This window comes from Pantoea stewartii subsp. stewartii, from assembly GCF_008801695.1.
Lineage (GTDB): Bacteria > Pseudomonadota > Gammaproteobacteria > Enterobacterales > Enterobacteriaceae > Pantoea > Pantoea stewartii.
Window position 1 is genome coordinate 1 of sequence record NZ_VZPF01000042.1, and the last position, 23,652, is coordinate 23,652.

Genomic DNA, 23,652 nt, shown 5'->3' on the forward strand with positions numbered 1-23,652 from the left:
CCCATCAGGGAAAAAATGGAATCAATAAAGCCCTGTGCGGCTCGCAGGGTCAGCCGGAATACGCGTTTAATCATCAGGACAGTCGTGATGGCAAGGTCTGAATAGCGCTGAGGCCGTCCGCGTGATGGGGGCGTTGGTGACTCATACCAGGCCTGAATCGCCTCATCATCCAGCCAGAAAGTGATGGAGCCACGATTAATCAGGGCCTTGTTGTAGTTGCACCAGTTGGTGATTTTGAATTTCTGCTTAGCCACGTAACTGCCTGCATTATCAGGATTATGCGTGATCTGATCCTGCAACTCAGCAAAAGTTCGATTTATTCAACAAAGCCGCGCAGCGGCTGAAAATGCGGATCGCTGAACAGACGTCCGCCCCCCAGGCACGACCAGGCCATTGGGCGCAAACGCTGCTGCTGGCAGTGATCCAGCGATCCATCAAGCAGAACATGTTGCTGAACGGGTGAGATCTCAAGCTGGTTGGTCACGAGGCCAAACGGCAAACGAGACTGCAGCAGGGCAAACTGCGAGGGGGTAAAATTGGACACGCCAAAATGCAACACTTTGCCTGCCTGATGCAGGTGCAGAAAGGCTTCGGCAACCTCATCGGCCGCCATGAGCGGGTCGGGGCGATGAATCAACAGCAGATCAAGGCGATCGGTATTGAAATGTCCCAGCGAGCGTTCGGCACTGGCCACAATATGCGCTTTTTCCGTAATGTAATGGCCAATCTGGTGTTCAGGTTTTGCGCGGGTCGCGATACCGCACTTGGTGACGATCTGCAGCCGATCACGTAATCCCGGGGCCTGTCTGAGCGCCTCACCAAATGCGGCCTCACAGCGGTAATCACCATAAATGTCGGCATGATCGACCGTCGAAATGCCCAGTGAAAGATGGTGCTCAATAAACCCCACCAGCTGCTGTGGTGTCATGCCCCATTCCATCAAACGCCAATAGCCCATAATCAGCGGTGAAAAGTCGGGGCCCTGTGGCGCGATGGCTTGCGGTTGTAGCATGGTGTTCTCCCTGTGGCCTTGAGGCTGGATGTGTGTCAGGGAGTATAACGGAAATCACCATGCGGTCAGAATAAGGTGGGTTGCTGCGGTTCCTGCGGTTCTTCTTTGTGCTGCTGACGTAACAGGCGCAAACGGCGCTGGTGACAGAGGCGGAGCACCTCACGCTTTTGACTGTCGCTGTATTGCAGCCAGTTAAAACGTTCCTCACGGCTACGCAGGCAGCCTTTGCAGTAGCCACGTGAATCGGTTTCGCAAATACGCCGGCATGGACTGGGTACCGGAAAAAACTCAAGCTGCTCTGCCACAACGGCCTCTACTGAAACGGTGATACGTCTATTGAAGCCAGAGTCCGGCATTTGTGCAAGAAATAATCATAACTTGAACAATTTATTCACTCTAAATCGCCTTCAATTTAACACTGCGTGCCTGGCGCGCGATAAAAGTTTGCATTAGACCGATTGGTCTACCAGGATGACCCCCATGAATAAGATGCCGCAACGTAATGAAACCCGGGAACACCTGCTGACGACAGGCGAATCGCTTTGCCTGCAACGGGGCTTTACCGGTATGGGCCTGAGCCAGCTACTGAATCAGGCGCAGATCCCTAAGGGATCGTTTTATTACTATTTTCCCTCTAAAGAAGCCTTTGGCGTGGCGTTGCTTGAGCGGTACTTTGTCCGTTACCTGCAGAACCTTGAGCAGCAGCTCTTCCAGCCTGCGGGATCGGCGGGTGAGCGATTATTGGCCCATTTTCGCCATGCGCTCGATCTGTTTGAACGGCAGGGCAATATTGTGGGCTGCCTGAGCGTAAAATTATCAGCCGAAGTCTGCGACCTGTCAGAGCCTATGCGCATAGCCTTGCAGCAGGGAGCCAGCCACGTTATCGCCGCCTATGCTAAGGCGCTGACGCAGGCACAGCACGAAGAGGATTTATCTCTGCCCTCGCCTCCGGAGCAACTGGCTGAACTGCTGTATGTTCTCTGGCTGGGTGCAAGTTTACAGAGCAAGCTATCCCGTAATGCACAGCCCATGCGGCTGGCCTTAATTACCATCGAACAGTGGCTAACAAAACCGCTGGTTTAAAAAAACCACCATTTGTAGACGACCGGTCTACTTGAAAGGAGTTGTTATGGCGAGTACTCAGTTGTTTCGTCCGTTAAAAGTGGGCGCAATTACCGTTCCTCATCGTGTCTTTATGGCCCCACTGACGCGTTTACGTAGCATCGAACCGGGCGATATCCCGACGCCGTTGATGGCCGAATACTATCGCCAACGTGCGGGTGCGGGGTTAATTATCACTGAAGCGACTCAGGTCTCCTTCCAGGCGAAAGGTTATGCGGGCGCGCCAGGTCTGCACACGCAGGAACAAATTGCCGCGTGGAAAGTCATCAATGAAGGCATTCATCAGGCAGGCGGCCACAGCGCAGTCCAGCTTTGGCACACCGGCCGCATTTCACATAACAGCGTTCAGCCTGAAGGTAAGGCACCGGTTGCACCGTCCGCCATTCCGGCAGGAACCCGCACCTCATTGCGTGCTGAAGACGGCAGCGTGTATCGCGAAGATACCTCGATGCCGCGCGAGCTGAGCGTCAGTGAAATCCAGCAGATTGTGGCGGATTTTGGTCAGGCAGCCGCCAATGCGCGTGAAGCTGATTTCGACCTGCTGGAACTGCACTCTGCTCATGGTTATCTGATGCATCAGTTCCTGTCGCCGTCGTCTAACCATCGTACCGATGCCTACGGCGGCAGCGTGGAAAACCGTGGCCGTTTTGCGCTGGAGGTCGTCGATGCCGCCATTGCTAACTGGTCCGCAGACCGCGTAGGTATTCGCGTGTCGCCCGTTGGCAGTTTCCAGAACCTGGATAACGGTCCGAACGAAGAAGAAGATGCGCTGTGGTTTATCGCTGAGCTGGCGAAACGCAACATCGCTTATCTGCACATGTCCGAACCGGACTGGGCAGGCGGCACGCCTTACAGCGATGCGTTTTGCCAGAAAGTGCGGGATACCTTCCCGGGCGTCATCATTGGTGCCGGCGCCTACACCGTCGAAAAAGCCGATGACCTGATCAGCCGTGGCCTGATCGATGCCGTTGCGTTTGGTCGTGACTACATCGCCAACCCGGATCTGGCGCAGCGTTTACAAAAAGATGCTCCGCTTAACCCACAACGTCCCGAATCGTTCTACGGCGGTGGCGCAGAGGGCTATACTGATTATCCTGCGCTGTAAAACAGCAGGCAGCCGTGAGAAGGTGTCACGGCTGCGGTTATTGTTTGGCGATGATCGTCGCTATACTGCGTATTTATGTCATCCGGGGATGACGTTTTTTTAAAGAGGAAACTATGCGTTTACTTCATACCATGCTGCGCGTTGGCGATTTACAACGCTCGATCGATTTTTACACCCTTGTGCTGGGCATGCGTCTGCTGCGTCAAAGCGAAAATGCTGAATATAAATATACGCTTGCGTTCGTCGGCTACACCGAAGAGAGCGAAGGCGCGGTGATTGAACTGACCTATAACTGGGGCGTAGACAGCTACGACCTGGGGAATGCTTATGGCCACATTGCGCTGGGCGTTGATGATGTCGCGGCAACCTGTGAACGTATCCGTAACGACGGCGGCAACGTGACCCGTGAAGCGGGCCCGGTGAAAGGCGGCTCCACCATCATCGCCTTCGTTGAAGATCCTGACGGTTATAAGATCGAGCTGATCGAAAACAAACATGCCGGTCACGGCCTCGGTAACTAACCGTTACCGCCCATCAGCCTGCCGCCTGCAGGCTGATTCTTACTTCCCTCGCCCACATCTGCTGCAGAGAGTGCGCTTTTTTGGCATACTACGCGCTGCCCTTTTTCTGCAATGAGATCCTGATGTCTGAATCGTCTTCCCCCAACGCACTCAATCAACGCTTTCGTGGTTTTTATCCTGTCGTGATCGATGTTGAAACGGCGGGCTTTAATGCGCAAACCGATGCGTTGCTGGAAGTTGCTGCCATCACCCTGAAAATGGATGATGAGGGTTGGCTTCATCACGACGAGACGCTGCATTTTCATGTGGAACCCTTTGTCGGTTCGCTCCTGCACCCTGAAGCGCTGGCGTTTACGGGCATCGATCCCACGAATCCTTTGCGCGGCGCAGTCAGCGAATATGAGGCCCTGCATGCCATTTTTAAAATGGTGCGAAAAGGCATCAAAGAGACCGGATGCAACCGCGCCATCATGGTCGCTCACAACGCCACGTTTGATCTGAACTTTATGAATGCGGCGGCGGAACGTGCGGGCCTGAAACGCAATCCCTTTCATCCCTTTGCGACCTTCGACACGGCCGCGCTGAGCGGACTGGTGCTGGGCCAGACCGTGTTGGCGAAAGCCTGCAAAGCCGCAGGAATGGCGTTCGACAGCAGTCAGGCGCACTCCGCGCTCTATGATACACAGCAAACGGCGACCTTATTTTGCGAGCTGGTTAACCGCTGGAAACGGCTGGGTGGCTGGCCGTTAGCTGTAACGGAAGCGTCGGCGACGGGTGGAGAAACAACCGAGTAACGCGCGTAAAAAAGGCCGACGAGGTCGGCCTTTTTCAGTTATTCCGCTTCTTTAAACTTCTCAGCGGTTTCTTTGATTAACGGCTGCAACTCGCCGCGCTGGAACATTTCAACAATAATGTCGCAGCCGCCGACCAGTTCGCCATCAACCCATAACTGCGGGAACGTGGGCCAGTTGGCGTATTTTGGCAGCTCTGCGCGAATATCCGGGTTCTGCAGAATATCCACGTAAGCAAAGCGCTCACCACAGGCAGACAACGCCTGGACCGCCTGCGCAGAGAAACCGCAGCTTGGCAGTTTCGGCGAACCTTTCATGTACAGCAGGATCGGGTTTTCTGCGATCTGGCGCTGAATTTTTTCTACAGTACTCATTATTGCCTTCCTTAATTCGTCACTTCGTGTTTCTTTATTGTAGCGACTTCACGCCAGGACTGAAAACGAGATTTTGGCTCGTCCGACGTTAAATCGCCATGTTTGCTAAGTAGGCTGGTCAGGCATTCGCAGGAAACTGTGACAAAGACTATGAATGTATTCATAATTTGCAATGAATTTGCTGTTATAAGAGACTGAAATTCCTGATTTATGCCTGATTTTTATCCAGGCCATCAATTAATAAAAAAAGGACTTACTCTTTTAAAAAAAACTGGACTAGAATGACTTCGGCGCTGATCGGTGATCAGATTTTTCTTAACTTTGTCAGAGACCTGTTTGATCTGACAGCTTAACCAGTAAACGGACTATGCGTTCAATCATTACGCTTCTTATTCTGGCTTTTGCGCAACTCTTCTTTAACATCGCTGCTGCCTCCCCGCATGCGACGGTTAAGGCCAGCTTGCATAAGGTAGAGAAAAAAAGTGCGCGCGACGATGATCGGCGCAAACGACGCGCGGTTAAAGCCTCATCTAAAAAAAGTCGCGCCTCCGCTGTTCAGAAAGTCAGTAAGACCACGAAAACCAGCAAAACGACCTCTCACACCACCACGCACAAAACGCTCGCTAAAACGACTTCCTCGCACAAGACGCTGAGCAAAAAAGTCGCCGTTAATGCCGCCAGCAAAAAACGGTATGGTCATCAACGTGCTGCGAAGGCGTTAACGGCAGACAATACCGAAACCGGCACCATTAAAATGAGTAAAGCGCATCGCCAGCGTTACCAGAAAGCGCGTGAAACGGCGATGGCAAAACTGATGGGGCAACTTGGCAAGCGTTATCAGTGGGGAGGCAAATCGCCCCATACGGGTTTTGATTGCAGTGGCCTCGTATGGTACGCCTACAAAGACGTCGTGAAGTTTAAGATCCCCCGTACCGCTAACGAAATGTACCATCTGCGGGATGCAGCACCGGTCAACCGCGAATCCCTTGAAAAAGGCGATCTGGTTTTCTTCCGCATCAACGGGCGTGGAACAGCAGATCATGTCGGGGTTTACCTGGGCAACGGTAAATTCATTCAGTCACCGCGTACCGGTAAAGATATTCAAATCAGTGCGTTGAGCGAAGATTACTGGCAGCGCCATTATATTGGTGCGCGTCGCGTTATGACGCCAAAGACCGTTCGCTAAACGTCCTTCATACAAAAAAGCCGGGTAAAGAAACTTTCCCGGCTTTTTTATTGCCCACATCGCCCCGATTGTGCAGCGGGGTGTTCCGGGCGAAAATGCCGCACCTGCCGGTGATACGGTCTGACAGACAGGACGTATCACCGGCAAGGCTGGACGCGCAGTCAGCCAGTCAGCCAGTCAGCCAGTCAGCCAGTCAGCCAGTCAGCCAGTCAGCCAGTATAGCGTCGCTGCAAACGAATGCGGCTAGTGCAGAATAGCGGTGAAGCTAAACGCGATGATCATTAACAGTGCGGCTGCCGTCGTCATTAATGACAGTTTTAAATCGGTACTCATCCCCTCTCCTTTAACCCTGACGTTTGTAAGGTGAAAGCATTTTCACATACGCGTGGGTAAAAATCTCGTTTTATCCGCACAGCCTTGTTAGAATCCCCCCTTTGTTGCGCAACAGCGCGCAATATCGGTTGCGTCCGCGCCCTTTTCAGACGTTATTTCCTGCCCTGATGACTCAATACCGGACAGAAAAGCGATGTTTTTCGCAGAAAAAACCGTCCGCTGACGCAAACGTTTAACAATATGCTTATCAATAATTTAGATAGGCCCGGGAGTTCGATTTACATGGCAACAATTAAAGATGTGGCGAAGCGTGCGGGCGTGTCCACCACGACCGTCTCACACGTCATCAATAAAACGCGCTTTGTCGCAGAAAATACCTGCGAAGCGGTGTGGGAAGCGATTCGGGAACTGCATTATTCTCCCAGCGCAGTCGCGCGTAGCCTGAAGGTGAATCACACCAAAACGCTGGGCCTGCTCGCCACGTCCAGTGAAGCGCCCTACTTTGCTGAAATTATCGAAGCCATTGAGAATCACTGCTTCGATAAAGGCTATACCCTGATTCTGGGCAACGCACATAATGACCTGCAAAAACAGCGCGCCTATCTGTCGATGATGGCGCAAAAGCGCGTTGACGGGCTTCTGGTGATGTGTTCAGAGTATCCGGATGATCTGCTGCAAATGCTGGAAGCGAACCGCAATATTCCGATGGTGGTGATGGACTGGGGCGAATCCCGTGCCGACTTTACCGATACCGTACTGGACAATGCTTTTCAGGGCGGTTATCTGGCGGGACGTTATTTGATTGAGCGTGGTCATCGCGATATTGGTGCCATTCCCGGCCAGATGGAGCGTAACACGGGAGGCGGTCGCCATGCCGGTTTCCTTAAGGCGCTGGAAGAAGCGGGTATTCAGCCACGTGCCGAATGGATTGTGCAGGGTGACTTTGAACCCGAATCTGGCTATCAGGCCATGCAGCAGATTCTGTCACAGAAGCAGCGCCCAAGCGCCGTATTCTGTGGGGGCGACATCATGGCGATGGGCGCAATCTGCGCGGCCGACGAAATGGGCCTGCGCGTGCCGCAGGATATCTCCGTCATTGGTTACGACAATGTGCGCAATGCGCGCTATTTCACTCCGGCACTGACCACGGTGCATCAACCTAAAGCCCAGTTGGGTGAGAAGGCGCTGGAGATGTTGTTAGATCGCATCACCAGTAAGCGGGAAGAGTCGCAGACGATTGAAGTCCACCCGACGCTTATTGAGCGACGCTCGGTGGGCTATGGTCCTTATCGCGATTATCGCCGTTAATCCTCGCTCAACCACTCCTGATTTAGCGTTTGCGCATCGCCCAGGTACTGGAGTAACCACCCCAGCGCCGGTGATGCGCGATCTTCCGCCCAGCTGACGCAGCAGGGACTTTCCGGAAACGCCTGCGGTAAGTTCAGCTCTGCCATCTCGCCGCTGTCCAGTAAGGGCCGCGCTAAATGGCCCGGTATCATCGCGACACACAAACCGGCGCGCACACAGTCCAGACCGGTTTGCCAGTCCGGGACCACCAGCCGGCGTTGGTTATCCAGCGCCCAGGTCATACGACGCGGTAACGCGCGCGACGTATCTTCCAGCACCAGAGAAGGCCAGTTGCGCAACGCCTCATCATCCAGCGTAGCAACCTGCGTCAGAGGATGCTGACGCGCCACCACGCAACGCCAGTTCAGGGTGCCCATATCGCGAAAGGCGAAACGCCCCCCCACCGGAATCGCCTGTGTCGCACCTATCGCCACATCCACTCGCCCGTCTGCCAGCGCATCCCAGACGCCGTTAAAGACCTCATAGCTGATGTGCAACTCCATGTCGGGAAAATGGCGGTAAAAATCCCTGACAAACTGTCGGGTCCGCTGCGGTTTGACGATGCAGTCCACGGCAATACCAATCTGACCGCGCCAGCCGTTGGCGAGCTGTTGACACTGACGTCGTGTGGCATCCATTTTTTTGATAACGCTGCGCCCTTCCCGCACAAAATGCTCGCCCGCCGGGGCGAGAATCACCTCCCGGTGCTGGCGTTCAAACAGCGGCACAGCCAGCCAGGTTTCCAGCTGGCGAACGGTATAGCTGATGGCAGAAGGCACACGGTGCAGTTCCTGGGCGGCCGCGCTAAAGCTGCCACCGCGTGCGACCGCATCCACCACTTCCAGCGCATATTCAGACCACATAATTTTCCTTCAAAATTTTTAACAGCAACAGGCAAATTTTACCGTTTCACAGCGTGAAGTACAGCTTTTACACTGCCCCGCGTTTATTCTGCAACTGATGAGAACCCGATGTCCGCTTCAAAAGGCTTTATTCCCTATCTTGCCGTGCTCAGTATGCTGGGCTTTCTGGCAACCGATATGTACCTGCCCGCCTTCGGCGCTATGCAGCAAAGTTTTAGCACGTCAGCCGGGATGATCAGCGCCAGCATGAGTCTGTTTCTGGCCGGTTTTGCCTGTGGTCAACTGGTCTGGGGCCCCTTATCTGATCGGTTGGGGCGTAAGCCGGTGCTGCTGGCAGGCCTCGCCCTGTTTGCTCTGGGCTGTGCGGGTATGTTGTGGGTAGATAATGTGATCCTGATGCTGGTACTGCGTTTTGTGCAGGCTATCGGCGTGTGCGCGGCGGCCGTCAGCTGGCAGGCGCTGGTCGTCGATCGCTATCCTCAGTCACAGGCCAATAAAGTCTTTGCTACCATTATGCCGCTCGTCGCGCTGTCTCCCGCCCTGGCACCGTTACTGGGCGCCTGGCTGATCGGCCATTTTCACTGGCGCGCCATTTTTGCGGTGCTGACGGGAATTGCTGTGGCGCTCATCCTGGTCACGCTGCGCCTGCCTTCGCCGCAAAAAAATCAACGTTCCTCTGCTCCGCAGCCTGGGTTTCTGACGCTGCTGCGCGCACGTGCCTACAGCGGTAACGTACTGATGTATTCCGCCTGCTCGGCCAGTTTTTTTGCATGGCTGACGGGTTCGCCGTTTATTCTGGCTGATATTGGTCTGTCTCCTGCGGATATCGGGCTCAGTTATATTCCCCAAACCATCGCCTTTTTAATCGGCGGGTTTGGCTGCCGTGCGCTGCTCAACCGGTTTTCTGGCGCAACACTGCTGCCGTGGTTGCTCGGCGTCTATAGCCTGAGTGTCGGGGCGCTGTTTGCCGTCGCGCTTTCGGGAAGCCCGTCACTCACGGCGTTACTGGTGCCGTTCTGCGGCATGGCGCTGGCAAATGGCGCGATTTATCCGATTGTGGTGTCCAGTGCGCTGCTGCCCTTCCCAAATGCCACCGGGAAAGCGGCGGCATTGCAGAACACGCTTCAGCTCGGACTCTGTTTTGCCGCCAGCCTTGCGGTGTCCGCAGGCTTGATCCAGGCTCTGTTTACGACCACGCTAATTATGATGGTGACGATTGGTCTGGCATTGATGGGCTATCAGCTACAGCGCCGCGCCGGCGCACAAACTGATATTGCCTCATCTGCACATCCCTGCCAGGATAATCACTGAGGCAACGATTTGCGTGTTACCCGTTTTCACTGACTGAATCAGGGTCTGCCAGTGTGCCTCCTCTGCCAGACCCACTCGCACTGTCATCATAATAAAAATGTTTCACACAGCCTTCAGGCTGTGACGGCATCTGTGTGAGCAACGCTGCATGGATACCGACGTTTTCTCTTCTCTGTATCCTTTTTGTTGTCTGGCGCAAGGCGTCATCTGTGACTTTTCTCATAATCCTGAGAAACAGCTCCTGCTTTTTCTCAGGTTCTGACGGTTCTGGTGATGGAGTGGCTATGAGTTCATCATGTGTAGAAGAAGTAGGCATCGAACGTAACCATTGGTATCGCATCGTTCAGGAGTTACTGCAAAAAGCCGATATTGAAATTAACGGTTCGCGGCCCTGGGATATTCAGGTTAAACACCCCGATTTTTTCAAACGCGTTCTGCAGAAAGGATCGCTGGGCCTGGGCGAGAGTTATATGGATGGCTGGTGGGAATGCGAGCGGCTGGATATGTTTTTTCATCGGGCGCTGAAGCATAAACTCGATGAGCAACTGCCGCATCATATTCAGGACATCCTGCGTATTGCGCTGGCGCGTCTGGTGAACCTGCAATCCAAAAAGCGGGCCTGGCAGGTGGGTAAAGCCTACTACGATTTAGGCAACGATCTCTTCAGCCTGATGCTGGATCCTTACATGCAGTATTCCTGCGCGTACTGGAAAGACGCCACCACGCTTGAGGCGGCGCAGGAAGCCAAACTCGATATGATTTGCCGCAAGCTGCAACTCAAACCGGGAATGCGCCTGCTGGATATCGGCTGCGGCTGGGGCGGCCTGGCGGCCTTTGCCGCCAGAAATTATGGCGTGAGCGTTCAGGGCGTAACCATCTCGGCAGAGCAACAAAAACTGGCTCAACAGCGCTGTTGAGGGGCTGGATGTCCAAATCCTGTTGCAGGACTACCGAGATCTCGATCAGCAGTTTGATCGCATTGTGTCCGTGGGCATGTTTGAACATGTCGGGTCTAAAAATTACCCCACCTATTTTGCTACGGTCGATCGCAACCTGAAGCCTGACGGGATTTTCCTGCTTCACACAATAGGCGCGATCAAAACGGATATGCACGTCGATCCCTGGATTGGCAAATATATCTTTCCGAACGGCTGCCTGCCCTCTTTGCGCCATATCGCCGACGTCAGCGAACCCCATTTTATTATGGAAGACTGGCATAACTTTGGCGCGGACTATGACACGACATTGATGGCCTGGCACGAACGCTTCTTACATGCCTGGCCGCACTTGCCGGGCGCTATGACGAACGCTTCCGCCGCATGTTCACGTACTATCTGAATGCCTGCGCGGGTGCGTTTCGCGCCCGCGAGATCCAGCTATGGCAGGTGGTGTTTAGCCGAGGCATAGAGGGGGGATTGCGCGTAGCACGGTAACAGGACGCGCTGCGGTTTGGCGCCGCGCATTGCCCGAACCGGCTCAGGTCGGTTGGCTGAGATGCCGGGGCGACGAAACGCGACGGCGCGTCAGCAGTTTCCCGATAAAAAAGCAGCCCTGATAACAGGGCTGCTTTTTTGCAATAACCGCGTGCGAATGACAACAAGATTGTTGCCAGGCGGGCCTTATTCGTGATCGGCTTCCGGCTGATCGGCCTGCTCCGCAAGCGCCTTCACGGCAGCGGCTTCACGCTGCGCCAGCACGCGCTCTACCGTATCCACAATGGCCTGTGTATGGGGATCGATTTCAATGTTGACCCGATCGCCAAAGGTTTTGGCTCCCAGGGTGGTGCGCTCCAGCGTTTCAGGAATCAAATGGACGCAGAACTTCGTTTTTGTCACATCCCCCACGGTCAGACTGATGCCATCGATGCCGACAAATCCTTTGTGCAGGATGTATTTCATCTGCAGAGGATCCTGAATCCTGAACCACACTTCGCGGTTGTTTTCAGAGCGGATAATTTTGCAAATTTCTGCCGTGGTCATGATATGGCCCGACATCAGGTGTCCGCCAATCTCATCACTGAATTTGGCCGCGCGTTCAATATTCACCACGTCGCCCTGGCGCAAGTCGCCCAGATTGGTCACGCGTAAGGTTTCTTTGATCAGGTCAAAACTCACCAAATCACCGTTAATCTCGGTAACGGTCAGGCAACAGCCGTTATGGGCCACGGATGCGCCAAGTGCCAGGCCTGGCAACAGTTCAGCGGGAAGGCGGACAACATGAGTACGGAATAAACCTTTATCTTCAATGGACACGATTTCTGCGGTGCCCTGCACAATACCGGTAAACATAATCTTTGCCTCTGTGAAGTTTGCCTCCAGTTTATCACAGGCGCGCTTAACTTTTAGATTTCAACGTGCTGAGAGATGCGCAACCGCAAAGCGTGACAAAGATTGGAGAAATCGGCTGCGGCAGTTACACTAGTCCCGACTTCGCCTGAAGTCGTCCTCATTTCCTTATTAATCACACAAGTCAGGTGCTTACGTGCAGAAGTATTTAACAGAAGCGCGTCAATTGCTGGCCCTCGCGATTCCCGTTATCCTGGCTCAGGTGGCGCAAACCGCGATGGGATTTGTAGATACCATTATGGCCGGCGCCGTCAGCGCCACGGATATGGCCGCCGTCGCTGTTGGCACGTCCATTTGGCTTCCCGCCATCCTGTTTGGTCATGGTGTTTTACTGGCATTGACGCCGACCATTGCGCAACTTAATGGTTCAGGTCGCCGCGAGCGCATCGCTGAACAGATCCGTCAGGGGTTTTGGCTGGCGTTTTTTCTCTCATTGCTCATCATGCTGGTCCTCTGGAACGCGGGCTATTTTATTCGCTCGATGCATGATATCGATCCGCTGCTGGCTGAAAAAGCGGAAGGTTATCTGCATGCCCTGCTGTTTGGCGCGCCGGGTTACCTGTTTTTTCAGGTGATGCGTAACCAGTGCGAAGGGCTGTCTAAAACCAAGCCCGGCATGGTGCTGGGCTTTCTGGGATTGATGCTCAACATTCCGCTCAACTATGTCTTTATCTATGGGCATTTTGGTATGCCCGCGTTGGGCGGTGTGGGCTGTGGCGTCGCCACCGCCTCCGTTTACTGGGCGATGTTTATCTGTATGCGCTTTTGGGTGCGGCGCATGCGCAGCATGCAGGATATCCGGCCTGAACAGCGCTGGTCATCGCCCTCGGCCGCCATTCTGAAACGTCTGGCCGGTCTGGGCCTGCCTGTCGCCCTGGCGCTGTTTTTTGAAGTTACCCTGTTTGCCGTGGTGGCGCTGTTAGTCTCCCCGCTGGGCATTGTGAATGTGGCTGGTCACCAGATTGCCCTGAACTTCAGCTCACTGATGTTCGTGCTGCCGCTGTCACTGGGCGTCGCGACAACCATTCGCGTGGGCTATCGCCTGGGTCAGGGATCAACCGAACAGGCGCGCGTGTCCGCCTGGACCGCGCAGGGCGTGGGCGTGAGTATGGCCGTGCTTACGGCGATCTTTACGGTGACCTTCCGCCATCACATTGCGCAGCTCTATAACGATAACCCCGACGTAGTGACGCTGGCTGCTCAACTGATGATGCTGGCCGCCATTTACCAGATTTCGGATTCCATTCAGGTGATTGGTAGCGGTATCCTGCGCGGTTACAAAGACACAAGGTCTATTTTCTTTATAACCTTTATCGCCTACTGGCTACTGGGGCTGCCTTCAGGGTATATCCTGGCGTTGACCGACTGGGTGGTGCCGCGCATGGGCCCGGCAGGATTCTGGTGTGGGTTTATTGTCGGCCTGACCTCAGCCGCCGTCATGATGCTGTGGCGGGTTCGGCGTTTGCAGCAACTCCCGGCCGCGTTAATCCTTTCGCGCGCATCGCGTTAAAAGCAGAACGGGCCGTAACAGGCCCGTTACGTTCAAAAAAACGACGCTTCGCACAGATGATGTTCATTCATTTGCAATTTTGCGTTTTTCCCCTTGCCAGCCTTCTGCGCTGTCGTTAATATTCGTCCCCGCTGTCGCCCTGACAGCATGTTGCGCTCTTAGCTCAGTTGGTTAGAGCACCACCTTGACATGGTGGGGGTCGATGGTTCGAGTCCATTAGAGCGCACCAAGTGCGTCCGTAGCTCAGTTGGTTAGAGCACCACCTTGACATGGTGGGGGTCGGTGGTTCGAGTCCACTCGGACGCACCAAATTTATTTTGCGCTCTTAGCTCAGTTGGTTAGAGCACCACCTTGACATGGTGGGGGTCCATGGTTCGAGTCCATTAGAGCGCACCACTCTTTTACTTCCTTTCTTCACTTGCGCAACAACCCATTTCTTGATTTACATTGCCTTTACGTACTGTTTTTCGATTGGTTTTCGCATACTTAGTGATTATACTGGCCGCGTTGTTTACTTGAAAGGTTTCAGCGACTACGTGCTTATGACGATAATTAAGATTGTTTGCGCAACAACGTCCCGGTGGTTAAGCCAACTAACCACGCAACTTCTCTGCACGCCTGGCCTTCGTCACCTATTCTTATCCTGTATCACCCTTTTCTCTTTCAACCAGCGTTTTCATTTCGGTGCGCTGTCATCGAAACCCTATTTATCATCCATCACAACTTACAGATAACCCGTCATGAAAAAGACTAAGATCGTTTGTACTATCGGCCCAAAAACCGAATCCGAAGAGATGTTGACCCAGCTGCTTGAAGCAGGCATGAACGTGATGCGTCTGAACTTCTCTCACGGCGACTATGCAGAACACGGTCAGCGCATCACCAATATGCGTGCTGTCACCCAAAAAACTGGCATTCCTGCCGCTATTCTGCTGGATACCAAAGGTCCGGAAATCCGCACCATGAAGCTGGAAGGTGGCAATGATGTGTCACTGAAAGCTGGCCAGACCTTTACTTTTACCACTGACCAGAGCGTGATTGGCAACAGCGAACGTGTTGCGGTGACGTATTCTGGCTTTGCCAACGATTTGAAAATCGGCAATACCATTCTGGTTGACGATGGTCTGATCGGCATGAAAGTGACTGAAGTCACCGAAAACAGCGTCATCTGTGAAGTCCTGAACAACGGTGATTTAGGTGAGAATAAAGGTGTTAACCTGCCAGGCGTTTCTATCCAGTTGCCTGCGCTGGCCGAGAAAGACAAACGCGACCTGATTTTTGGTTGTGAGCAAGGCGTTGATTTCGTTGCCGCGTCCTTTATCCGTAAGCGCTCTGACGTGCTGGAAATCCGTGAGCACCTGAAGCAGCACGGCGGCGAAAATATTCAGATCATCTCTAAAATTGAAAACCAGGAAGGCCTGAACAACTTCGACGAGATCCTGGATGCGTCTGACGGCATCATGGTCGCTCGTGGCGATTTGGGCGTTGAAATCCCGGTTGAAGAAGTGATCTTCGCGCAGAAGATGATGATCAAAAAATGTAATAAGGCGCGTAAGGTTGTTATCACCGCCACCCAGATGCTGGATTCCATGATCAAGAATCCACGCCCTACTCGCGCTGAAGCCGGCGACGTAGCGAACGCCATCCTGGACGGGACGGACGCCGTCATGCTGTCGGGCGAAAGTGCGAAAGGCCGTTATCCGCTGGAGTCGGTCACCATCATGGCGACCATCTGTGAGCGTACCGACCGCGTGATGAAGCCGCGCATTGATGAGCAGAATGACAACCGCAAACTGCGTATCACCGAAGCGGTGTGCCGTGGTGCCGTTGAAACCGCCGAGAAGCTCGAAGCGCCACTTATCGTTGTCGCAACAGAAGGCGGTAAATCAGCGAAGGCCGTGCGTAAGTACTTCCCTAACGCCACCATCCTGGCCTTAACCACCAATGCCACCACAGCGCGTCAGTTGATTCTGAGCAAAGGTATTGAGACGCGTATGGTCAGCGAAATTGCCTCAACCGACGATTTCTATCGTCTGGGTAAAGAAGCGGCGCTGGAAAGCGGTTTTGCTCAAAAAGGCGATGTTGTTGTGCTGGTTTCTGGCGCGCTGGTGCCAAGTGGAACCACGAATACCGCATCGGTACACGTGCTGTAATACGGGGTTTATGGCTTTATTATCGAAAGCGCCTTAAAAGGCGCTTTTTTTATGGGCTTTGTAATACAGATTCCTGAAAACGCCAGCCCAAAACAACAATAAAAATGCCCCTGAAATTAAGGTTAATCCGATTAAATCTCTCTGTTTTAGCTAAATTTTTTTATCTTCTTCTTTGATCCGCTGTTTCTTTGAGCGAACGATCATGTTTAAGCATGTTCTTATCAAAAAATTATTCTCAAGTTAAAAAGCTTTGTGTAATACTTGTAACGCTACATGGAGATTAACTCAATCTAGAGGGTATAAATAATGAATCGTACTAAACTGGTACTGGGCGCGGTAATCCTGGGTTCAACTCTGCTGGCTGGTTGCTCAAGCAACGCTAAAATCGACCAGCTGTCTTCAGACGTTCAGACTCTGAACGCTAAAGTTGACCAGCTGAGCAACGACGTGAACGCAGTGCGTTCTGACGTTCAGGCTGCTAAAGATGACGCAGCTCGCGCTAACCAGCGTCTGGACAACCAGGCTCACTCTTACCGTAAGTAAGAGTTCTGGTTTTAAAAATGGTGCCCTTGTGGCACCATTTTTTTGTCTGCTGATCCGCAACTAACGCCTTCTCTTTCACTGATGCCGCGTCGTTCGTCGACAGCACGTTTGCCCTGTCCTGCCTCGTTTACTGTCGCGACTGTCCGATAGCCCCATTCCGCATCGGTTATGTCCAGGCAGGCCTGTCGCCTCAATCTGCTTCGGTTAGTACACTGACAGGACTCGCGCCCTGTCCCGCATTAATTAGTGTGCCGTCAGGACGCTTGCCTCATCCCGCACCGGCTCACCGGCACTGACCAGCACCGGCATGCCCGAACGGCGCGTCAGCGTAGCGTTAATCAAGGCCTGGTCACTTTTCTCGCTCTTCATAAACGTCCTGAAGCCCGCACTTAAGGCCAGAGGCGCGGTTTGCGGATCGTCTTTCTCGCTGCGCGACAAGGGCTGATGGACTTCAACGTAACGTTTGCCATCGGGCTCAACGGTATATTTCACCGGTTGGTTAATCACCTGCACACGCGTTCCCACCGGCACCGCATTAAACAGTGCTTCAATATCGTCCGTGCGCAGGCGAATACAACCCGAACTCACGCGCATGCCGATACCAAAATTGGCATTGGTACCATGGATAAGGTATTGCCCGGTTCCCCGCGCCATACGCAACGCATGCAGCCCCATAGGGTTATCCGGGCCTGCGGGCACCACTGCAGGCAGTGGTAATGCCCTCTTTCGCGTAGCGCTTGCGAATATTCGCGGTAGGCGTCCAGGTGGGGTTAGGGATTTTCTGGCTGATGCTGGTCACCATCACGGGCGTCATGATCCCCATCTGACCGATACCAATCGGATACACGATGACCTTGTTTTCACCTTTTGGGTAATAGTACAACCGCAGTTCCGCCAGGTTTACCACAATGCCTTCGCGTGGCGTATCCGGCAGAATCATCTGTAGCGGAATGGTCAGCTGCGTACCCGGCTTGGGCAACCACGGATCGGTGCCTGGGTTCGCTTCCAGCATGCCCAGCAGGCCAACCTGATAACGCGCAGCGATATCTTCCAGCGGGCGTTTATTATCTGGCACCTGGGTAACAAGATTTTCACCTGTCAGGCGGCTGCCAGGCGGCGGCAAGGGATATTCGGTAGCAAAACCGGGTGCAGAGAGCCCAAAACAGGTCAGCAGCAATGCACCGGCTATATAAAAAGCAGGTTTCATGCGATGTTCTCATCAGACAGTAAAAAGACGCCGGATGGCGTCTTTGGAGTGTATCTTAGCTGAGGTTCTGAGCGGTATGGCGAATTGACTTAATCATCGCCTCCAGCCCCTGCGAGCGCGTCGGCGTGAGGTGCTGAACGAGGGCCAGTTCGCTGAACCAGTGGCGAACATCCAGTGCTACGATTTCAGCGGGTTGCAGGTTCTGATAAAGGCTAAATACGATAGCAATCAGTCCCTTAACGATAGCTGCATCACTGTCACCTTCAAAGGCGATCGTACCGTCTGCCTGCGGGGTCATCTTGATCCACACCTGACTCTGACAGCCGGTAATGGCATTTTCAGGCTGGTGCAGTGTTTCAGACGATTCCGGGAGTTTGGCACCTAATTCAATGATGTACAGATACTTCTCTTCCCAGTTAGCGCAACGATTAAAGTTGCGCACCAGTTTCTCTTTTTCTGGCAACGTGGCCATGAATCACTCCGTTTACGTTGTTCAGCCGCCCAGCAGGCGATGAATACGCGTCAGACCTGCCGCCAGCCGATCCACTTCGTCTTCACTGTTGTAGAACGTGAAAGAAGCGCGACACATCGCGGGGACCTGATAATGGCGCAGCAGCGGCATAGCGCAATGGTGGCCGGTACGAATCGCTATACCGTACTGATCAAGGAAGCTGCCGACATCAAAGGCGTGATGTTTGCCCAGGTTAAAGGCAATCACACCGGTACGCTGCTGCGAACCGTAGATCTGGATATCCGGCACGGAGGCGAGCTTATCAAGCGCATAATTCATCAGGATTGTTTCCCGCTGATGAATCGTATCCAGTCCCAGCGCCTCAACATACTCCAGCGCGGCGCCCAGACCAATGATGCCACCGGTATTCGGCGTTCCGGCTTCAAAACGCCACGGTGCCGTATTCCAGTTGGTGCCGGTGGGCAGCAGGACTTCACCAATCATCGATCCGCCCCCTTCCCAGGGCGGCATGATGTCCAGCAGCGCCTTGCGGCCATACAGCACGCCAATGCCCGTTGGGCCATAGAGCTTATGGCCGGAGAACACATAGAAGTCGCAGCCGATATCCTGTACATCGACGGCGCTGTGCATCACGGCCTGCGCCCCGTCGATCAGGGTAACCACACCTGCTGCCCTGGCCTGCGCGACGATGGCTTTGACCGGATTCACCGTACCAAGCACATTGGACACATGGGTGACCGCCAGCAGGCGCGTGCGGCTGTCAATCAGCCCCGCCAGTTGATCCAGCGCCAGCTCACCGTTGTCGGTCAGGGGCAGTACCCGAATTTCCGCACCACAGCGTTCAGCCACCATCTGCCAGGGCACGATATTCGCATGGTGCTCCATCTGCGTGATAATCAGGTTATCACCGGGTTGCAGTTGACTGCCCGCCCAGCTGTTGGCAACCAGGTTGATGCCTTCCGTCGTACCTTTAACAAAAACGATTTCTTCCGCAGAAGCCGCATTCAGAAAACGTGCCGCCTGTTCGCGAACGTTTTCCATATCGCTGGTTGCCTGCTGGCTGAGCGTGTGAATACCGCGGTGCACGGCGGCATAGCCGTGCTGGTAGAAATGGCTTTCGGCATTGATGACCGACAAAGGACGCTGTGCGCTGGCCGCGCTGTCAAGGTAAGCCAGCGGATGACCGTTGACCTCACGCTTCAGAACCGGAAAATCCGCTCTGATACGCTCGAGATCGAAGTTCATCATGAGTTGTCTCCTGGAAAACGCTGAGCAATGCGCTGGAGCACCGCCTGGCGAAGAACGGGGTTCTCCAGCGTTTCGGTTAACTCAGCCGCAAAGGCGTGAATGATCATGGTCTGCGCGGCGTCCTGCTCGATACCGCGCGAACGCAGGTAGAACATCTGCTCGTCATCAATACGGCCTACGGTCGCACCGTGGCTGCATTTAACGTCATCGGCATAAATTTCCAGCTGCGGCTTGGTATCCACTTCGGCCAAGCGGCCTAACAGCAGATTGTTGTTGGTCATCTGACCATCTGTCTTTAACGCATGCTGCGCCACTTTGATGTGGCCGTTAAACACCGCACGCCCTTTGTCACGCACGATGGTTTTGTGCATCTGACGGCTCAGGCAGTGGCCTTTGTTATGCTCAAGATAGGTGCGGGTATCCGCCACTTCCTGATTCACGGGCAGCACCAGACTGTTCAAAGACAGCTGGGTGTTTTCACCATTGAGCTGCGTACTGGTGTTATGACGGCTTAAACCCGCACCCAGTAAGAAGCTGGTGCTGGTCACCTGCGCATCACGGTTAATCACGATGTCATTATGGGCAAAGTGATAACTTTTAGTGCTTTCAAAGGCCAGCTTGGTGTGCTTCAGCGTAGCATTATCAGCGACAGCAAAGGTAAAGCGACCGCCGGTGAAGTGCGCGCTGTCGTTCAGCGTGACATAGTGCTCGATGACTTCCGCTTCTGCACTCTCTTCCAGTTGCAGATGATGACGGTAATGAACGGTGTTCATGCCATCATCTTTGCCGCTGGTGATGTGCAGCAGGTAAAGCGGACGTGAAGCCGCCTTACCGCGCGGCAGACGAATATGGGTCACTTCTTCAGCCAGGCTTTCCGTCAGATGCAGAAAGACTTCTGGCTGAACGGGCGCAGGCAGATCGCGACGCTCAGCGGCAACGCTGTGCTGAATCTCGAAAAAATCAGTCCCGGTCGCGCTCAGCGCAGACTGGAATTTGCCGTCGACAAACACCAGACGAATGGCATCCAGCGGCAAAGCGAGCGCTTCAACCTGTGAAGCACTCACGTCCTGAGACTCAGGCAACACAAAGTGCTGTGCCAGCAGGCCATCCAGCGGCGTGTATTTCCAGTTTTCATGCTTGCGCGTGGGCAAGCCCAGACGCATTAACTGCTGCCAGTGCTGCTGTGCCTGCATGGAGCGCAGTTCACCGCGCGATTCAAACAGGTGGTGCCACTGTTGCAGCGCAGTATCACTCTTCGTCGGTAAGCCAGCCATAACCCTGCTCCTCCAACTGTTTCACCAGCGAGAAGTCGCCAGATTTCACGATCTTGCCCTGATACAGCACATGCACAAAATCAGGTTTGATATAGTCCAGGATACGCTGATAGTGCGTGACGATGATGAACGCACGCTTCTCATCGCGCAGGCTGTTTACGCCGTTAGCCACGATTTTCAGGGCATCGATGTCGAGACCGGAGTCCGTTTCGTCCAGAATGCACAGATCGGGCTCAAGCGCGGCCATCTGCAGAATATCGTTACGCTTCTTCTCACCGCCGGAGAAACCGACGTTGACAGAACGGGTCAGCAGATCTTCAGGCATCTTGAGCAGATTAATTTTCTCTTCGATGAAATCCTGGAAATCAAAACGATCGAGCTCATCCTGCTGACGGTATTTGCGCACTGCGTTCACAGAGGTCTGCAGGAAAAACTGGTTGCTGACGCCAGGAATTTCAACCGGATACTGGAACGCCATGAAGATCCCTTCACCCGCGCGCTCTTCCGGCTCCAGCTCCAGCAGGTCTTTGCCTTTAAAGGTCACTGAACCGCCGGTGATTTCATAGTCTTCACGGCCAGCTAAGGTCGCAGACAGCGTACTTTTACCTGAACCATTCGGTCCCATGATGGCATGAACTTCGCCTGGTTTAATCTCAAGGTTCAGACCACGTAAGATCGCTTTGTCTTCAACGCTAACCTGTAAATCTTTAATACTTAACATACTTATTCCTTCACATTGCTTCCGGCAACGCGTGTGACGGCGTCAATCAGCCCACACTGTGCTCAAGGCTGATGGCTAACAGTTTTTGTGCTTCCACTGCAAATTCCAGCGGCAGCTCAGAGAATACGTCTTTACAGAAGCCGTTCACGATCATCGAGATAGCATCTTCTTCACTGATGCCACGTTGCAGACAGTAGAACATCTGATCTTCGCCGATACGTGAAGTGGTCGCTTCATGCTCCAGCTGGGCGGTGTTGTTGCGGGTTTCAACATACGGGAACGTATGTGCTCCACAATCTGGCCCAATCAGCATGGAATCACACTGGGTAAAGTTACGTGCGTTGGTGGCCGTCGGCATGATTTTCACCAGGCCACGGTAAGTGTTCTGGCTTTTACCGGCAGAAATACCTTTGGAGATAATGGTCGACCGGGTGTTTTTACCAATGTGAATCATCTTGGTACCGGTGTCCGCCTGCTGGCGTCCGCTGGTTAAGGCGACGGAGTAGAACTCGCCCACGGAGTGATCGCCACGCAGGATACAGCTCGGGTATTTCCACGTAATGGCCGACCCGGTTTCCGACTGCGTCCAGGACATTTTACTGCGGTCGCCTTCACACAGCGCACGCTTGGTCACGAAGTTAAGGATACCGCCCTCGCCTTCACCGCCCGGGAACCAGTTCTGCACGGTGGAGTATTTCACTTCCGCATTCTTGTGGATGATCACCTCGACCACCGCTGCGTGCAGCTGATAGCTGTCACGGACCGGTGCAGAACAGCCTTCAATATAGCTGACATAGCTGTCTTCATCAGCAATCAGGATGGTGCGTTCAAACTGACCGGTTTTCGCCGCGTTAATACGGAAGTAGGTCGACAGCTCCATCGGACAACGCACCCCTTTCGGGATGTAAACAAAGGTACCGTCTGACGCAACCGCTGAATTCAGGGCAGCGAAGAAGTTGTCATTGGGTGGCACTACCGTGCCCAGATATTTCTTCACCAGCTCCGGATGATCGTGAATGGCTTCACCGAACGAGCAGAAGATAATGCCCTGTTCCGCCAGCTTGCTACGATAGGTGGTGGACACCGACACCGAGTCAAAAATGGCGTCAACCGCCACTTCCTTGCCTTCACGCACCGGTACACCCAGTTGGTTGAAGGCGTTTTCCACTTCCTGCGTCAGGTAATCGTTGGCAGGCGTCGCGCCTGAAGCCTGCGTGGCTCCCGGCTCCGACGCACAGGTATCGTCACAATTGCCGCACGACGGCGCGGAATAGTAACTGTAATCCTGATAGTCGAGCTTTTCGTAGTGCGCTTTCAGCCAGTGTGGCTCTTCCATTTCCAGCCAGGCACGAAAAGCTTTAAGCCGAAACTCCAGCATCCACTCTGGCTCGTTACGCTTAGCCGAAATTGCGCGCACGACATCTTCATTGATGCCGTTGGCAAATTCTTCGGTTTGCAACTGGGTAAAGAAGCCCTCTTTATAATTGAGCTTGCCTTCCCACATTTGTACATCGTCAGATGTTTCGCTGTGTCGTGACATATTTCACTTACTCGACGCCAAAGCTTTCACCGCACCCGCAGGCGTGTTGAGCTTTAGGGTTATTGAATTTAAAAATTTGATTCAGGCCTTCACGGACGTAATCCACTTCAGTGCCATCGATAAATGGCATCGCCTGAAGCGGTACAAACAATGTTGCGCCGTAGTAGGTAAACTGCAGGTCGTCATCTTCTGGTTGCTTCACCAGATCCATGACATAACCAAAGCCGGCACAACCGGATTGTTTAATCGCTAAACGCAGGCCCTTGACTTCTGGGTTTTCTGCGGCCAGATTTAGAATTTGTTTCGCTGCGGTTTCGGTCAGCGTTAACCCTTTCCACACATATTCGTCAGGTGAGAAAGAGTCTGCATTCACGGATGACATGTTGCTACCTCTTGTGAGTCCGGACCTTTTCAGGCTATCCCCCTATGGTAGTGATCTCACTGATCACTTCAACCTCTTGTTTTGCAGGGATAATCATTAGGTGCTGTTTTTAACAGCGCATTTATTAAGCATAGCGTCTTCAGCCAGGCTTGCATTCGCAAAACAGGCAGGAAGTATGACCTCGTAACCTGTTAATAACTGGTGAATTTTAAAATCATCACTTTATGATAAACCCTTTATTGATAGGTTACGCCTTTCTGTGTTGTAAACAGATTGTTATTTCCGATTATAC

The 23,652-nt window shown here is 53.5% G+C and carries 22 protein-coding genes, 3 tRNA genes and 3 pseudogenes; 14 read left to right on the plus strand and 14 right to left on the minus strand.

The genetic code is table 11. The annotated features are described in order from the left end of the window. The 3 genes and pseudogenes from F7Q90_RS13740 to F7Q90_RS13750 all read right to left on the minus strand — a co-directional run. A partial coding sequence (locus F7Q90_RS13740) for a transposase (RefSeq protein ID WP_346265394.1) occupies positions 1-254 on the minus strand: 254 nt, incomplete at its 3' end. Positions 255-331: 77 nt separating this feature from the next. Beyond that, positions 332-1,012 (minus strand): annotated as a pseudogene (locus tag F7Q90_RS13745) (aldo/keto reductase); the annotation flags it as partial. 65 nt (positions 1,013-1,077) lie between these two features. Next, positions 1,078-1,368, minus strand: coding sequence for a DUF1289 domain-containing protein (locus tag F7Q90_RS13750; protein ID WP_191091045.1), 291 nt, complete (start codon positions 1,366-1,368; stop codon positions 1,078-1,080). Positions 1,369-1,492: 124 nt separating this feature from the next. Here F7Q90_RS13750 and F7Q90_RS13755 point away from each other — a divergent pair, with 124 nt between their 5' ends. The 4 genes from F7Q90_RS13755 to rnt all read left to right on the plus strand — a co-directional run bounded on the left by F7Q90_RS13755 (position 1,493) and on the right by rnt (position 4,554). Continuing rightward, entirely contained in the window at positions 1,493-2,095 is a 603-nt protein-coding gene (locus F7Q90_RS13755) for a TetR/AcrR family transcriptional regulator (protein ID WP_006118989.1), read from the plus strand. A gap of 46 nt (positions 2,096-2,141) precedes the next feature. Beyond that, positions 2,142-3,239: an alkene reductase gene (gene nemA, locus F7Q90_RS13760; RefSeq protein ID WP_006118988.1), complete on the plus strand. Its 1,098-nt coding sequence runs from the start codon at positions 2,142-2,144 to the stop codon at positions 3,237-3,239. 113 nt (positions 3,240-3,352) lie between these two features. Then, a complete protein-coding gene (gene gloA, locus F7Q90_RS13765; protein ID WP_006118987.1) occupies positions 3,353-3,760 on the plus strand; it encodes a lactoylglutathione lyase in 408 nt (135 codons plus the stop codon). 122 nt (positions 3,761-3,882) lie between these two features. Then, entirely contained in the window at positions 3,883-4,554 is a 672-nt protein-coding gene (gene rnt / locus F7Q90_RS13770) for a ribonuclease T (RefSeq protein WP_006118986.1), read from the plus strand. A gap of 38 nt (positions 4,555-4,592) precedes the next feature. Here the strand turns inward: rnt and F7Q90_RS13775 are convergent, their stop codons facing one another. After that, positions 4,593-4,928 (minus strand): Grx4 family monothiol glutaredoxin, encoded by a 336-nt coding sequence (locus F7Q90_RS13775; RefSeq protein WP_170317969.1) that lies wholly within the window; start codon positions 4,926-4,928, stop codon positions 4,593-4,595. A 364-nt stretch (positions 4,929-5,292) separates the two neighbouring features. Between F7Q90_RS13775 and F7Q90_RS13780 the strand changes: the two genes are divergently transcribed. Then, on the plus strand, positions 5,293-6,111 hold the full coding sequence (locus tag F7Q90_RS13780) for a C40 family peptidase (RefSeq protein ID WP_006118984.1): 819 nt from the start codon (positions 5,293-5,295) through the stop codon (positions 6,109-6,111). A 243-nt stretch (positions 6,112-6,354) separates the two neighbouring features. On the opposite strand, the gene cydH is transcribed toward F7Q90_RS13780, so the two are convergent. Further along, entirely contained in the window at positions 6,355-6,444 is a 90-nt protein-coding gene (gene cydH, locus F7Q90_RS13785; protein WP_100208612.1) for a cytochrome bd-I oxidase subunit CydH, read from the minus strand. A 282-nt stretch (positions 6,445-6,726) separates the two neighbouring features. On the opposite strand from cydH, the gene purR reads away from it, so the two are divergent. Beyond that, positions 6,727-7,752 carry an HTH-type transcriptional repressor PurR gene (gene purR, locus F7Q90_RS13790; RefSeq protein ID WP_006118983.1) on the plus strand — a complete coding sequence of 342 codons (1,026 nt, stop codon included), beginning with the start codon at positions 6,727-6,729 and terminating at the stop codon, positions 7,750-7,752. Here purR and punR read toward each other — a convergent pair. Continuing rightward, complete coding sequence (gene punR / locus F7Q90_RS13795) at positions 7,749-8,654, minus strand: DNA-binding transcriptional activator PunR (RefSeq protein ID WP_006118982.1); 906 nt, start codon at positions 8,652-8,654, stop codon at positions 7,749-7,751. The genes purR and punR overlap by 4 nt on opposite strands. A 108-nt stretch (positions 8,655-8,762) precedes the next feature. Between punR and punC the strand changes: the two genes are divergently transcribed. Next, positions 8,763-9,965, plus strand: coding sequence for a purine nucleoside transporter PunC (gene punC, locus F7Q90_RS13800; RefSeq protein ID WP_006118981.1), 1,203 nt, complete (start codon positions 8,763-8,765; stop codon positions 9,963-9,965). A gap of 284 nt (positions 9,966-10,249) precedes the next feature. Beyond that, a pseudogene (gene cfa, locus F7Q90_RS13805) lies at positions 10,250-11,398 on the plus strand (cyclopropane fatty acyl phospholipid synthase). Positions 11,399-11,584: 186 nt separating this feature from the next. On the opposite strand, the gene F7Q90_RS13810 reads toward cfa, so the two are convergent. Continuing rightward, positions 11,585-12,253, minus strand: coding sequence for a riboflavin synthase (locus F7Q90_RS13810; protein WP_006118980.1), 669 nt, complete (start codon positions 12,251-12,253; stop codon positions 11,585-11,587). A 193-nt stretch (positions 12,254-12,446) separates the two neighbouring features. Between F7Q90_RS13810 and F7Q90_RS13815 the strand changes: the two genes are divergently transcribed. The 6 genes from F7Q90_RS13815 to F7Q90_RS13840 all read left to right on the plus strand — a co-directional run bounded on the left by F7Q90_RS13815 (position 12,447) and on the right by F7Q90_RS13840 (position 16,516). Further along, on the plus strand, positions 12,447-13,820 hold the full coding sequence (locus F7Q90_RS13815; RefSeq protein ID WP_006118979.1) for an MATE family efflux transporter: 1,374 nt from the start codon (positions 12,447-12,449) through the stop codon (positions 13,818-13,820). A gap of 152 nt (positions 13,821-13,972) precedes the next feature. Then, positions 13,973-14,049, plus strand: a tRNA-Val gene (locus F7Q90_RS13820). A gap of 3 nt (positions 14,050-14,052) precedes the next feature. Beyond that, positions 14,053-14,129 (plus strand) — tRNA-Val (locus F7Q90_RS13825). A gap of 10 nt (positions 14,130-14,139) precedes the next feature. Beyond that, positions 14,140-14,216, plus strand: a tRNA-Val gene (locus F7Q90_RS13830). Positions 14,217-14,560: 344 nt separating this feature from the next. Continuing rightward, on the plus strand, positions 14,561-15,973 hold the full coding sequence (gene pykF / locus F7Q90_RS13835; RefSeq protein WP_006118978.1) for a pyruvate kinase PykF: 1,413 nt from the start codon (positions 14,561-14,563) through the stop codon (positions 15,971-15,973). A 306-nt stretch (positions 15,974-16,279) separates the two neighbouring features. Next, positions 16,280-16,516: a major outer membrane lipoprotein gene (locus tag F7Q90_RS13840; protein WP_006118977.1), complete on the plus strand. Its 237-nt coding sequence runs from the start codon at positions 16,280-16,282 to the stop codon at positions 16,514-16,516. A gap of 243 nt (positions 16,517-16,759) precedes the next feature. On the opposite strand, the pseudogene F7Q90_RS13845 reads toward F7Q90_RS13840, so the two are convergent. The 7 genes and pseudogenes from F7Q90_RS13845 to sufA all read right to left on the minus strand — a co-directional run bounded on the left by F7Q90_RS13845 (position 16,760) and on the right by sufA (position 23,360). After that, a pseudogene (locus F7Q90_RS13845) lies at positions 16,760-17,723 on the minus strand (L,D-transpeptidase family protein). 55 nt (positions 17,724-17,778) lie between these two features. Next, positions 17,779-18,195: a cysteine desulfuration protein SufE gene (gene sufE, locus F7Q90_RS13850; protein ID WP_006118976.1), complete on the minus strand. Its 417-nt coding sequence runs from the start codon at positions 18,193-18,195 to the stop codon at positions 17,779-17,781. A 21-nt stretch (positions 18,196-18,216) separates the two neighbouring features. Beyond that, on the minus strand, positions 18,217-19,440 hold the full coding sequence (gene sufS / locus F7Q90_RS13855) for a cysteine desulfurase SufS (RefSeq protein ID WP_006118975.1): 1,224 nt from the start codon (positions 19,438-19,440) through the stop codon (positions 18,217-18,219). Then, complete coding sequence (gene sufD, locus F7Q90_RS13860; RefSeq protein ID WP_006118974.1) at positions 19,440-20,717, minus strand: Fe-S cluster assembly protein SufD; 1,278 nt, start codon at positions 20,715-20,717, stop codon at positions 19,440-19,442. The genes sufS and sufD overlap by 1 nt, the downstream gene beginning before the upstream one ends. Further along, the gene (gene sufC, locus F7Q90_RS13865; protein WP_006118973.1) at positions 20,692-21,438 is read right to left on the minus strand and encodes a Fe-S cluster assembly ATPase SufC; all 747 of its coding nucleotides are present in this window, start codon (positions 21,436-21,438) and stop codon (positions 20,692-20,694) included. Before sufC ends, sufD begins: the two co-directional genes overlap by 26 nt. A 46-nt stretch (positions 21,439-21,484) precedes the next feature. Continuing rightward, the gene (sufB, locus tag F7Q90_RS13870; RefSeq protein WP_006118972.1) at positions 21,485-22,978 is read right to left on the minus strand and encodes a Fe-S cluster assembly protein SufB; all 1,494 of its coding nucleotides are present in this window, start codon (positions 22,976-22,978) and stop codon (positions 21,485-21,487) included. A gap of 7 nt (positions 22,979-22,985) precedes the next feature. Then, positions 22,986-23,360, minus strand: coding sequence for a Fe-S cluster assembly scaffold SufA (sufA, locus tag F7Q90_RS13875; RefSeq protein ID WP_006118971.1), 375 nt, complete (start codon positions 23,358-23,360; stop codon positions 22,986-22,988). Positions 23,361-23,652: the final 292 nt, after the last annotated feature.